Raw genomic sequence first — 12103 nt, 5'->3', positions numbered from 1 at the left:
TCCCGCGAATTTGACTATTCTTAACAGCAATCGTTGGAGGATGCCCCATGACTTTGCCTGCTTTAAAAAAATGCGACGCTGGACCTGCGGTTGCTGAACTGAAAACGTTGCTGGGCGAGCGCCTGTCGACGGCCGCGGCAGTGCGCGAACACCACGGCAAGGATGTCTCGTATCATGAAGGCGCGTCGCCAGATGCCGTCGCTTTCGCCGAGAGCACCGAGGAGGTGGCGGAGATCGTCAAGATCTGCGCCCGCCATGCCGTACCAGTCGTTGCCTTCGGGACAGGCACCTCGCTTGAGGGGCATATCGCGGCCCTGGCGGGCGGGGTTTGTATCGACGTCTCCGGGATGAAGGCAATCCTGGAGGTCAATCAAGCCGACTTGGACTGCCGCGTGCAAGCCGGGGTAACACGCAAGCAATTGAACACCTACTTGCGCGACCAGGGGCTGATGTTTCCGATCGATCCCGGCGCGGATGCCTCGTTAGGCGGTATGACGGCCACGCGCGCCTCGGGTACCAACGCCGTTCGCTACGGCACGATGCGGGAGAATGTACTTGGCCTGACCGTCGTGTTGCCCGATGGCCGGATCGTGCGCACCGGGGGACGCGCACGCAAGTCATCGGCCGGATACGATTTGACCAGGCTCTTCGTTGGCTCTGAGGGAACACTGGGCGTCATCACCGAGGTCCAGCTGCGGCTCTACGGTATCCCCGAGGCGATAGCGGCGGCGGTCTGCTCCTTCGACAGTCTGGAGGGGGCCGTAGATACCGTGATCGCGACCATTCAAATGGGGGTGCCGGTCGCACGCATCGAGTTGCTTGACGCCGTGCAGATGGATGCCTGCAATCGCTATTCTTCCTTGAATTACCCGGCGCAGCCGACGCTCTTCTTCGAGTTCCACGGTACTGAGCAAGGTACGCGTGAGCAGTCGGAGATGGTCGGCGCCATCGCCGCCGAGAACGGCGGCGGGGAATTCCGTTGGGAAACCCTTGCCGAGGCGCGCAACAAATTATGGCAAGCCCGGCACGACGCCTATTTTGCCGCCTTGGCGCTGCGCCCGGGCGCAGGGGGATGGCCGACCGACGTTTGCGTACCCATTTCGCGTCTGGCCGAGTGCATCAGAGAAACCCAGAAGGATATCGAAGAGTCCGGCTTGCTGGCGCCCATCGTCGGACATGTCGGCGATGGGAACTTCCATCTTGTTTATCTGATCGACCCGGAGAATGCCGAGGAACTGGCGCGAGCGAGCGCACATAACGAGCGGATGGTCATGCGGGCGATTGCCATGGGCGGCACCTGCACGGGCGAGCACGGCGTGGGTTATGGCAAGAAAGGCTTCCTGCTGGCCGAGCAGGGTGAAGCGGTGGCCGTCATGCGCACACTAAAACAGGCGCTGGACCCTCAGGGGATCATGAACCCCGGGAAGATCTTCAGCGCCTGATTGAGTGCAATCAAGAATGCCGACGGGCATTGTCGCCCTTCGCGACAATCAGTTGCTGTTCGCTGTCTGCAGGCCCGGCTTGGCCAAAGGCTGTCCAATGTTCTTATCGGCGGCGGCCTCGGGCGTCGAATAGAAGATGTGCTGCCCGATCTTCACCGTTTGAACCAGCTTCTTGCGCCAGCTCGGCTTGACGTAGGTCGCGTGATAGCTGACGGCGCCTTGCGTCGGGTCCTTGGCGTAGCCCCAGAAAATGGCGCGCGCCAGCGCCACGGAACGTTTCCACGCCTTGGCGTTGGCTGGGTGGTCGCTCTGCCCATCGCACCACCAGCTAAACTGGCAGCGATTCAGGACTTCTTGGCCGCCCTGCTTGACGACGCCGCAGATGTTGTCGGGATAGCGCTCGTCGGCAACGCGATTCAACACCACGTAACCTACCGCGATCTTCCCTTCGTCCGGCTCTCCACGTGCTTCGTGGTAGAGCGTCAAAGCCAAACATTCCAGCTCTTTATCCACGGTCGGCGCGAGATTTGCCGAGGCCTGCGGTAAAGGCGCTGTGATGCTCAAGGCCAATACGGCCAAAACCCACGTTAGAATTCTTTTCGAAACACGGGTCGGTGTAACGATGAAACTGTTCTTCATCATTCCCACTCTCGTTCTTGTTTCAACTGAGCTAACCGCCCCCGATAAGTCCCCTGCGCGGAAGACAGCGATTAACTGCCCGTTAAGATATTCATTTGCCTGCAGTGGTCAACCAGGAAGAATCGCCTGCATGGCAGTCATGAGCTGAGCGGCGCATGAAGATATCAAACAATAGATGTCTGTTGTTTGTAGTACTTGTTTTATGATCTGTATTTATGATTTGTATAAATTCGTTAGTATTCCAAGAAATAGGCTATGTAATCGTACAGTGGCATTTATGACACAGTTATGCCGTAGGAATTATGGTTCTTTTGTGGCGTTACTGAGATCGCACCTGGGATCAAGCCTTTAGACCTGCTCCGTGAAAAATTGCTTCAAGTTTTTCAAAATAATGTATTTAGCTAAAAATGTAGGAAAATTGGCGTTGGTTAAGAAGAGCTATGGTCGCTGGGCGGCCTTCTATTATGCTGAACAAACAAAAAACGATAGTCTGGCCTTCTGGCGAGGGGCGGACGCCTCCTGCGAACAGGGAGTCAAGCGTAAGTGAAGAGAGTCTTAGTCAGCCTGTTGGGTCTTCTGTTTCTCGCGATTGCGGCCGTAATCGTGGCGCCGAGCTTCATCGATTGGAACGCCTATCGCGGTGAGTTGGTGGCGGAAATTGAGCAGGCGACTGGCCGCGAAGTTAGAATTGCCGGCGACATAAGCCTGCGCATCGTGCCGAGCACGACTTTTTCCGTGGAAGGTGTGACGATAAGCAACATCGAAGGCGGTAGCCAGGCGGAAATGTTGACGCTGGGGGGGCTGGTGGTTGAGGTGGCCCCGCTGGCACTCTTGGAGCGCCGCTTGGAGATACGCCGGATCGAGGTGCGTAAAGCCGAGATACTCTTGGAACGGTTACCCGATGGTCGTGTGAACTGGGCTTTCACCGGGGCGTCCAAGGGAAACGGGTCCGCAGTCGAGCCCGGTGGCGGCGAAGGCCTTCTCTCTCAAGTCACGTTGCAAAAGGTGCTGATCGCGGAGTCGGCTCTGGTTTACCGCGATGGGGCTGCAGGCGTTGAAGAGCGTTTGGAGAAAATCGCTGTAGAGCTCTCCGCGGAGTCGCTCACCGGGCCCTTTCGAATCAACGGTAGCCTCGATGCCCGTGGGCTGCCGTTGGCGGTCGATTTGCGCGCAGGGCGAATCGATGGAACCGAAACACCCCTGGCGTTGGAACTGGCGCTTCCGCGCGAGGGCGCCGAGTTAAAGTTCCTCGGTAAAGTAATCGAGTTGACCGGCAAGCCGAGCCTGGAGGGAAACCTGCAAATGACGGCCGGCCGCCTGGACAGGCTTATTGCCGGAGTTTCGGGACAGTCGGGAAACGCTCCTCTCCTTGGCCAGCCTTTCACGCTGGCCGGGACACTCTCGGCCGACGACAGCGCGGTTAGTCTTTCCGATGCCGAGTTGGCGTTAGGCGAGATCAAGGGGGCGGGACAGCTTTCGGCGAACCTTGGCACAAGCCCCCTCGATATCGACCTCAATCTTCAGGTTGCCAGGGTCGACCTAGACGGCCTGTTGGCTCTTTCGGACACGGCGACGGCAACCCCGGGCGATTCGCTCGACCCCGGAGAGGCCGACTTTTCTCTCCCATCGGAGATGAACCTTTCCTTCGACCTGTCATCTGAAGTGCTGATCTATCGCGGTCAGGTCGTGCGGCAATTGCGCCTGGGCGGTACTCTGACCGACGGGTTGATGACCTTGGAGCGGTTTCAGGCTCAGGTACCCGGAGGCTCGGATTTCTCCGCTAACGGCACCTTGCGGGCGGTTGAAGGGAAGCCGCAGTTCTCTGTTGATCTGGAATTTGCCTCCGACAATCTACGTTCGGTTCTGTCCTGGATGGGGGTGTCTATTGGCGAGGTGCCTGCTGACCGTCTGCGCCGCAGTCTCCTGACATTGCACCTGCAAGGTGCGCCGGACAGCTTCTCGGCCACCGATATCGATCTGCAGGTCGATGTCAGTCGTGTAACCGGCGGTATTGCCGTGGTGACCGGGCCGCGCCTTGGGCTGGGGGCAGGTCTGACGCTCGATAAACTCGATCTGGACGCTTATTTTCCTGCCGACGGCAGCGCTCACGAACCCTCAGGGAGTTCAAGCAGCGAGGAGCGGCCCTCGCCGTTTGCTTTGCTTGAGGCTGTCGATGCGAATTTCGACCTGCGCGCCCAGCAAATCACTTATCGCGGCAAGACGGCCGAGCAACTCCATCTCGACGGGACCTTGGCGGCGGGCAAAGTAACCTTGCGCCGAGCTTTTGTCGGCAAGATTGCGAATGCGCGGCTGGAAGCCAGCGGAACTTTCTCGGACCTTTCCACGAATCCCAACGGGCGCTTGGACCTGGAACTTACGGCACAGGAACCGGCGGCACTGGCGTCACTTTTCGCCTTGCAGCATCCCTTGCTCGACCGCCTGGCGGACAGCCATTTGGTTGGCAGTGTTGCTAGCAAGGAGGGCCGCTTCGATCTGGAGGGTACGCTGGAATCGCTAGGTGGCCGTTTTAGTTTGCGTGGGGCGGTCTCGCCCCTGAAGCAGCCCGCAACCTTCGATTTGACGCTGACTGGAAAACATCCGGCGGGTGAGCGCCTATTGGCGCGGCTCCAACCTGGCGGACCCGCCCTGGGAGCGTTGGGGGCGTTGGGTTTCGAGGCTTCGGCCAAAGGCGATAGCAGTCGGTTCGATCTCGACAGCCGGGTCAGCTTAGGAGAGGTTGAGGCACTGCTGAAGGGACCGCTTACCCTACCGGTTTCGGGCTCGCCTGAAGTCGATTTGCAGATCACCCTGAACGCGCCTAAGCCGCTTTCGTTGTTGGCGGCCTTGGGCGTTTCTGCGCCCAGCGATTCAAACCCGGGTGCGCTGACGATTGCCGGACGTTTGAAAGGCAACGGGGATCGCGTCGAGAACATGCTCCAAGGAACCCTGGGGCAAGGTCGCTATAGCCTTCGCGGTGTGCTGCAGCCTGGCAACGATCCCATCGCTTTCGAGCAATCCGTTGAATTGCATCATCCCGATGCCAGGGCGCTTGTGCAGTCCTTTAGCCCGGCGACCGATTCTTCTGCCGGGATCGCGCTACCGCTGGACCTGGCATCGACGCTACGAGGGACGAGCCGGGAAGGGCGGGCTGACAAACTATCGGTGAAACTGGGCGCCAATGAAGTAAAGGGCTCGCTCGTCTATATGATGGACGATCGGCCGACCTTGGAAGCCGAACTCTACGCGGGGGAACTTGATCTCGCAGTTCTATCCGCGCTGAGCGGTTCAGGGAGCGATGCCGACCGGGCCGCGACCGGTAAAGTAGACAACAGTAAGAAGGAAGGCCAAGAGCGCTGGTCCGATGAGGCTATCGATTTGACGGCCTTACAGGCATATGACGGCCGCCTGACCTTGACGGCCGACTATCTGGTGCTGGCGCCTTACCGCCTGAGTGATGCCCGAGTGAGCGCGGCACTCAAAGCTGGACGCCTGACCCTGGAGCGCCTTACAGGCCGCAGTTTTGGCGGCCGCGTCTCCCTTACCGGGGTGGTCGATGCCAACGGCACACCGGCGATCTCAGGTGACTATGACCTCACGGATATCGACAGCGAAGCCGCGTTGCGTGCCCTGGCTGATTTCGATCGGATTTCCGGGCCCGTAAGCCTGACGGGAACTATGGACACCAAAGGCGTTTCTCAAAGAGCCATGATCTCAAATCTGGCGGGCAGAGGACGAATCGATGGGCGCGTGACGTTGAAGGCGAAGACGCAGGAGCAGGCGGCAAATCTGCTCGTGGGCATCTTAGGTCAGCAGGTCGGGCAGGTTCGGGGACTGGCGGATGCGACTAACAGTGTGTTTTCCGCTTTTGCCGGCCGCGAGGCGCGATTGTCGGGAACCCATGTGACCGAGCAGGGCGTGGTGACTTCCGACGATCTGCTGCTTGAAAGTGATCGCGCGACGGCCAGAGCGAGGATGACGGCGGATTTACCGCGCTGGCTTCTGGATTTGGAGAGCAAGCTGTTCCGGCAGCAAGACGGCGATGTTCCCTTCCTCACGGTTACAGCGAAGGGGCCATTGGACTCACCAAGCCTAAAGGTCGGCGGGCAGGCGTTGAGCGGCGCACAAGCGCCTCAACAGCAGATACAGCAAGGGATTGAAGGACAATTGCAAAAGCTGGTGCCCGGGCTCATTCCCGGTACGCAGGTCACCCCGACGTCAGCGCCAACGGCCGCTCCGAGTCCGGCGCCGGCTCAGGCGCCGATAATCCAACAGGCCCCAATTCAGCAGACTGCACCCACAGCGGCACCGACGGTTCGCAAAATCGAGCCAGTGACGGGCGCAGCCAGCAAGACGGTTGTACCGACCCAGCAACCACAGCAGGAATCCACCCCGCTGGCCACACCGACGCCCAAACCAGCCCCCACGACCACTGAGCAGGTCGCCCCGGCCCCGGCACCCGCCCCGGCACCTTCACGACCGCCGGTTCCTGGAGAGGAGCATCAGCCAGAGACGAACGACTTGGTCAAGGGCATCCTCAAGAGCCTCAAGAAGAAGTAGCGCGGTCAAGCCGTTCGCGAAGCCGGGCGAGGATCGCCAGACGCAGTGCGCTGGAGAGGTTTACACCGCGACCCTCATCTGTGTTGTCGTCGATGCGCGCGCCGTCGATCTGGGCCACCAGTTCGTTCAGGGAACAGTCTTCTTCGCTCGCCCAGTCCTTCAACTCCTGCCAGAACGCGTCCTCCAGCGAGAAGCTGGTGCGGTGACCCGCGATGGTGACGGAGCGTTTTCTAAGCGCTTGCGGCACGGTCCAGCTCTCCTTGGAAGAACCTTTAGGCTTTGCGAGGGCCCAGCATGTCGGCAGGGCTGACCCAAGCGTCGAACTGCTTCTCGTCCAGTAGGCCAAGATCGATTCCGGCCTGCTTTAAGGTTTTGTTCTCGGCATAGGCCTTTTTGGCGATCTTGGCGGCGTTGTCGTATCCAATATGTGGGTTCAATGCCGTGACCAGCATCAGGGACTCGTTCATCAGGGCCGTGATGCGGGCCGCGTCGGCTTCAATTCCCTCGACGCAGTTGCTGCGGAAGGAATCGCTGGCGTCGCCGATCAATTTTGCAGACTGCAGGAGGTTGTAGATCATTACCGGCTTGAAGACGTTCAGTTCGAAATGACCGTTCGACCCGGCAATCGTGATCGTCGAATGATTTCCCATTACCTGAGTGCAAACCATGGTCATGGCCTCGCACTGAGTCGGATTGACCTTGCCAGGCATGATCGAAGAGCCAGGCTCGTTTGCGGGTAGCAGGATCTCGCCCAGGCCGCAACGCGGGCCGGAACCCAGCAACCGAATGTCGTTTGCGATCTTCATCAGCGAGACCGCGACAGTGTTCAGCGCGCCGGAGGCCTCGACGATGGCATCATGAGCGGCCAGTGCCTCGAACTTGTTGGGTGCCGTCGTGAAGGATAAACCGGTAATGCTGGAAACCTCAGCCGCGAATGCTTCGGCGAAGCCTTCGACAGCATTCAGTCCGGTTCCGACAGCGGTTCCGCCTTGGGCGAGTTCGCCGAGCCGTTCCAGCGTTCCCTCGATCCGCTTGACACCGTAAGCCAATTGCTGGGCGTATCCTGAGAATTCCTGACCCAACGTAAGGGGCGTTGCATCCATCAGGTGGGTGCGGCCGATCTTGATAATATCATTGAAGCTGGCTGCCTTCTCGGCGAGGGCCGCCTGCAACCGGGACAGTCCGGGCAGGGTCGTTTTAGATATCTCGCGGACCGCGGCGATATGCATTGCTGTTGGGAAGGTATCGTTCGACGACTGCCCCCGATTGCAATGGTCGTTTGGATGCACCGGTTCCTTGCCGCCACGCTTCCCGGTAAGGATTTCGTTTGCGCGTCCGGCGATGACCTCGTTGGCGTTCATGTTCGACTGTGTACCCGATCCAGTCTGCCAGACGACCAAGGGGAAATGATCCAGCAGCTTGCCGTCGGCGACTTCCTGAGCGGCCGCTTCGATGGCTTCAGCGATCTTGCTGTCGATCTGACCCAGCGCGCGGTTGACGCGGGCAGCCGCCAGTTTCTGGATACCCAGCGCTTCGACGAGGGCGGGCGGCATCTTCTCGCCGCCAATCTTGAAGTTCTGCAGGGAACGCTGAGTCTGGGCGCCCCAGTAGCGGTCGGCTTGAACTTCGATGTCACCCATGGAATCGCTTTCCATGCGTATTGCCTCGTTCGTCATCGTGGTTACCTTCTGTTGCGTCAAATGATCCTGTGAATAACAGCCATGGCCGACATCGCCCCCAGCGTTCGAGCATGTAATAGCACGTCTATGTTACCTGGAAAGCCCCCGCAAGAAAGCGTCGGCAGCCAATATGGCCTCGTCCAGCGCTTCCCCATGGGATCGACCGCTTGCCTTGCGCGGGGCCAAATGGTGATCGCCGTCCTCGGTCCAGTGAATCTTGATGCCGGGAGCCAAGGTGTAACCGGCGACATCTTCGCGGTTGCCTAGGGCGTCGCGTGTTCCTTGTAGAATCAGCCCTGGCGTCTTGAGGCTCTCTAGGTGGTCCGTGCGAGTCTTCTCCGGTCGGCCCGGCGGGTGAAAGGGGTAGCCGAAGCAAAGCCATCCGATAGCCTCGGAATCATCGGCCACCATGCTGGCCATCCGACCGCCCATGGATTTTCCGGCCAACACCAGGCGGCGGCCGGTCTCGGTTGCAATCTCCTCGCGAAACCGATCCAAAAGCCGGGGTAGCGGATCGGGCGGGCGCCTGGGACCGCCGTTTCGCATGCTGGCCATGTAGGGAAACTCAAAGCGCTTGACCCGCCAGCCTTGCCTTCCCAGGGTAGCTGCGACTTTTTCCATGAACGGCGCATCCATCGGCGCACCGGCGCCATGGGCAAACAGCAGCGTGATGGGTGCATCATCGGGCCCATCGGTCTTGGTTTGTGTTGGATCCGGCATAATTCCGTCCGCCAGACGGCGGCTACTTGTTCTTGCGGAAAGAGTCGAGCGTGACGACGTTGTCGCCCTCTCCAGGTTCCTTGTCATCGTCCCCGGCTTGCTTCGCGCTAGGGGCGGGCTTTTTTCCCGAAGCCTTGGTCGCGGTCGTGGGAGAGTCGGGTTGGCTCGACGTCTTGGCGCTGGAGTCTATTTCCTCCAGGCCGTCCGGTACCGGGCCATCCAGGTCGTTTGCGCTCTTGATGTCGTCGCTATCTTCTTCTTCGCTGCTGCTGAAAAGGGCCTCGAATTGCAGTCCAAATCGAACGGCAGGATCGGCAAAAGCGCTGACTGCCTCGAAAGGTACGACCAATCGTTCCGGTCTGCCGTTGAAGGAGAGTGTGATAGCAAAGTATTCGTCCGCGACCGCCAGATCCCAGAACTGATGCTGGACGACAACTGTCATTTCCTCGGGGTAGCGGCTGCGCAGGGTCTCGGAGATTTCAACCGAGGGATGGTCGGTCCGGAAGGTGATGTAGAAGTGGTGGTCACCCGGTAACCCGCTTTCGACCGCAACCTTCAGTGCGTCGCGAACCACCGCGCGCAGGGCCCGCTCTACCATGATGTCGTATCTCAGAATGTCGTCGTCGTTGTCGTCGGCCATGGAACCTGTCGTCGTTACTGTTCAATTTACCGTTGACCATAATCCGTAGCACGCTTGTAAGCGCGAGGCGAGAGGAAGGGATAGGTTCGTTGCGGAATTTCCCGAATTTCGCTGCCGATAGCAACGTTAACAGCGGTGGCGGTCGGGGGATAATGCCGGGGTTTGCGAAAAGGACCGGGGCTCGCGAAAAGGAAATGCCGGGCTTCTGTTGCTAGGTGCCCGACAGACCCCACCTGACGTTGCAAAACGGCAGGGATTCAGTTCAGGTCGCTAGGCTGCATTAAGCAGCTGCGCGAGCCTCAGCAAAGTTGTCGTTGGCAACTATTGCGATGGCCCGATAACGGTGGTGCCATGCCGAGCGAAAATCGTCCCTTTCAACATGCGTCGATCCTGGTTCGCCCCCTTAAAGTCCGCCCCTGTCTCTAACGAGAAACCATTGGGGCGGACGAAACTGGTGGAGGCGCCGGGTACTGCCCCCGGGTCCGCTCTGCCTATTACGAACGGCGTTTATCGCCATAGTCTCCGAGGAGACGTCTCTAATATAGGCCGAGTCCCGTCCAAACAAAAGGGGTGTGGTTTTAGTTTGCCGATGAAGGTAGGGGCAGGGGAGAGCGGCAGGGCGACCAGGGAGCCTTTGCTTTCAATAGTTTGTCCAAGGCGCTGGCGATAGGGCGCGTCAGGCGCTACCGTCGCCACGATACGACGGTCGATTCGCATATAGGAGGCAGCAACCCGCCATGTCGCTCACGCCGGAGCAGAAACAGGAGATCGAAGCCCTTAAAGGGCAGACTCAAGCCACACGCCGCGCTGTCGTCCCGGCGTTGGAAGAAATTCTCTATGACGCCATTCCCGTTCTCGACCATGGGTTCGTCAGGGTTATCGACTATATGGGCGATGATGCCGCCATCGTGCAGGCCGCTCGCGTTTCCTACGGCAAGGGCACCAAGCAATTGCGGGAGGACCGTGGGTTGATCCGCTATCTTCTGCGCCACCGGCATACGACGCCCTTCGAGATGTGCGAGATCAAGTATCATGTCAAACTGCCGATCTTCGTTGCCCGGCAGTGGATTCGGCATCGGACCGCTAACGTGAACGAATACTCGGCGCGCTATTCGATCCTGGACAAGGAATTCTATGTCCCGCCGCGCGAGCAATTGGCCGCGCAGTCGGCAAGCAATCGGCAAGGCCGCGGCGACGTTCTGGAGGGCGCGGAGGCCGAGGAAACGCTGCGTATTCTGCGCGAGGATGCCGAACGCTGCTATGCCGACTATCAGATGTTGCTGAACGAAACATCGGACGGCCAGACGATCGATCCAAACCGGCAGGGCTTGGCGCGTGAACTGGCGCGTATGAATCTGACGCTCAACCTCTACACCCAGTGGTACTGGAAGGTGAATCTCCATAATCTGCTGCATTTCCTGTCGCTGCGTGCCGACCCGCATGCTCAGTATGAGATTCGGGTTTATGCGGAGGCGATGCTGGAGACGCTGAAGCGCTGGGTCCCCGCAAGTTACGAAGCCTTCGAGGATTACGTGGTCGGGGCAGTGACCTTTTCGCGAGGCGCCCTGGACGTCGTGCAACGCCTGTTGGCGGGGGAGACGGTTGACCCTGCCGACACCGGTTTGTCTCCGCGCGAGTGGCGAGAGCTTATGCAGACCTTGGGACGCGAGGTCTGAAGGCCAGGTGGCCGAGGATGCTTGCCATCAGGGCCCAGGAGGCTCACCCTTGGTGAAATAGAAAAGCCAAGGGAGGACCAAGCAATGGCAAGTGTAAACCTGAAGCAGCCCCTATTGGTGCCAGCCGATATCGTTTGGGGATTGATCGGCCAATTCAATGGCGTGCCGGATTGGCATCCCGCAGTCGAAAAGTGTGAGATCGAAACCAAGGATGGTGAAACAATCCGTCATCTGGCGCTGGCCGGCGGCGGATCCATCGTCGAGCGCCAGACGACCCATGACGGCGGTGCGCGCAGTTATAGTTACGAGATACTCTCGCCGGGGCCGCTGCCGATCGCTAACTACAAGGCGACTATCACGGTACACAGCAAGGGCAGTGGCTGCGAAGTCGAATGGTCAAGCGATTTTGAGGCCAAGGGCGCAGCGGAAGGCGATGCTGTCGCGGCCGTTCGCGGCGTGTATGAGGCGGGCTTTGCCAATCTCAGAAAGATGTTCGGCGCAGGCTGACGTCTTAGGGCCCTAGCCGCGCTGGCACAGGCAAGACCCCATAAAGGATCAACAAGGGCTTTGTTGAGGAGCGCCTGGACGAAGGTCCGTTCGTCCAGGTCAGAGGTGGTGGCCGGGTGGCAATCAGCTTGGCCGAACCCTGTGCGATCCGCGCCTTCACGCCTTTTTCTTGCCATATCAATGCTAGAATATAGGGGGCAGCAATACGCCTATAAGGGAGGCTTGACGTTATGCTATGGCCCC

The 12103-nt window shown here is 59.5% G+C and carries 9 protein-coding genes and 1 other RNA gene; 4 read left to right on the top strand and 6 right to left on the bottom strand.

The window, feature by feature from the left end:
- The first annotated feature begins 47 nt into the window (after nt 1-47).
- Nucleotides 48-1442 (top strand): FAD-binding oxidoreductase, encoded by a 1395-nt coding sequence (locus FHR98_RS16110; RefSeq protein ID WP_183417769.1) that lies wholly within the window; start codon nt 48-50, stop codon nt 1440-1442.
- 48 nt (nt 1443-1490) lie between these two features.
- Here the strand turns inward: FHR98_RS16110 and FHR98_RS16105 are convergent, their stop codons facing one another.
- A complete protein-coding gene (locus FHR98_RS16105) occupies nt 1491-2084 on the bottom strand; it encodes a cell wall hydrolase (protein WP_183417768.1) in 594 nt (197 codons plus the stop codon).
- 540 nt (nt 2085-2624) lie between these two features.
- Between FHR98_RS16105 and FHR98_RS16100 the strand changes: the two genes are divergently transcribed.
- Nucleotides 2625-6638: an AsmA family protein gene (locus FHR98_RS16100; protein WP_183417767.1), complete on the top strand. Its 4014-nt coding sequence runs from the start codon at nt 2625-2627 to the stop codon at nt 6636-6638.
- Here the strand turns inward: FHR98_RS16100 and FHR98_RS16710 are convergent.
- From FHR98_RS16710 to ssrA, 5 genes are all read right to left on the bottom strand, one after another.
- A complete protein-coding gene (locus FHR98_RS16710; protein ID WP_183417766.1) occupies nt 6625-6885 on the bottom strand; it encodes a ribbon-helix-helix domain-containing protein in 261 nt (86 codons plus the stop codon). The two genes, FHR98_RS16100 and FHR98_RS16710, sit on opposite strands and share 14 nt — an antisense overlap.
- A gap of 25 nt (nt 6886-6910) precedes the next feature.
- The gene (gene fumC, locus FHR98_RS16090; RefSeq protein WP_183417765.1) at nt 6911-8314 is read right to left on the bottom strand and encodes a class II fumarate hydratase; all 1404 of its coding nucleotides are present in this window, start codon (nt 8312-8314) and stop codon (nt 6911-6913) included.
- A 93-nt stretch (nt 8315-8407) separates the two neighbouring features.
- A complete protein-coding gene (locus FHR98_RS16085) occupies nt 8408-9037 on the bottom strand; it encodes an alpha/beta family hydrolase (protein ID WP_183417764.1) in 630 nt (209 codons plus the stop codon).
- A gap of 22 nt (nt 9038-9059) precedes the next feature.
- The gene (locus FHR98_RS16080) at nt 9060-9677 is read right to left on the bottom strand and encodes an SspB family protein (RefSeq protein WP_183417763.1); all 618 of its coding nucleotides are present in this window, start codon (nt 9675-9677) and stop codon (nt 9060-9062) included.
- Nucleotides 9678-9870: 193 nt separating this feature from the next.
- Nucleotides 9871-10248: a transfer-messenger RNA gene (ssrA, locus tag FHR98_RS16075) on the bottom strand.
- Nucleotides 10249-10414: 166 nt separating this feature from the next.
- Between ssrA and thyX the strand changes: the two genes are divergently transcribed.
- Together thyX and FHR98_RS16065 are read left to right on the top strand one after the other, a co-directional pair.
- The gene (gene thyX, locus FHR98_RS16070) at nt 10415-11353 is read left to right on the top strand and encodes an FAD-dependent thymidylate synthase (RefSeq protein ID WP_183417762.1); all 939 of its coding nucleotides are present in this window, start codon (nt 10415-10417) and stop codon (nt 11351-11353) included.
- An 84-nt stretch (nt 11354-11437) separates the two neighbouring features.
- Nucleotides 11438-11860: an SRPBCC family protein gene (locus FHR98_RS16065; RefSeq protein WP_183417761.1), complete on the top strand. Its 423-nt coding sequence runs from the start codon at nt 11438-11440 to the stop codon at nt 11858-11860.
- Nucleotides 11861-12103: the final 243 nt, after the last annotated feature.

Source organism: Limibacillus halophilus, from assembly GCF_014191775.1.
Classification (GTDB): Bacteria; Pseudomonadota; Alphaproteobacteria; order Kiloniellales; family CECT-8803; genus Limibacillus; species Limibacillus halophilus.
Note: the sequence above shows the minus strand (reverse complement) of the source record. Positions and strands in the feature narration are given on the sequence as shown.

Bases quoted from the DNA above. Each gene is read 5' to 3' on its own strand.
- FHR98_RS16110 (WP_183417769.1), top strand. From the start codon at position 48: ATGACTTTGCCTGCTTTAAAAAAATGCGACGCTGGACCTGCGGTTGCT.
- FHR98_RS16105 (WP_183417768.1), bottom strand. From the start codon at position 2,084: ATGATGAAGAACAGTTTCATCGTTACACCGACCCGTGTTTCGAAAAGA.
- fumC (WP_183417765.1), bottom strand. From the start codon at position 8,314: ATGACGAACGAGGCAATACGCATGGAAAGCGATTCCATGGGTGACATC.
- FHR98_RS16085 (WP_183417764.1), bottom strand. From the start codon at position 9,037: ATGCCGGATCCAACACAAACCAAGACCGATGGGCCCGATGATGCACCC.
- FHR98_RS16080 (WP_183417763.1), bottom strand. From the start codon at position 9,677: ATGGCCGACGACAACGACGACGACATTCTGAGATACGACATCATGGTA.
- thyX (WP_183417762.1), top strand. From the start codon at position 10,415: ATGTCGCTCACGCCGGAGCAGAAACAGGAGATCGAAGCCCTTAAAGGG.
- FHR98_RS16065 (WP_183417761.1), top strand. From the start codon at position 11,438: ATGGCAAGTGTAAACCTGAAGCAGCCCCTATTGGTGCCAGCCGATATC.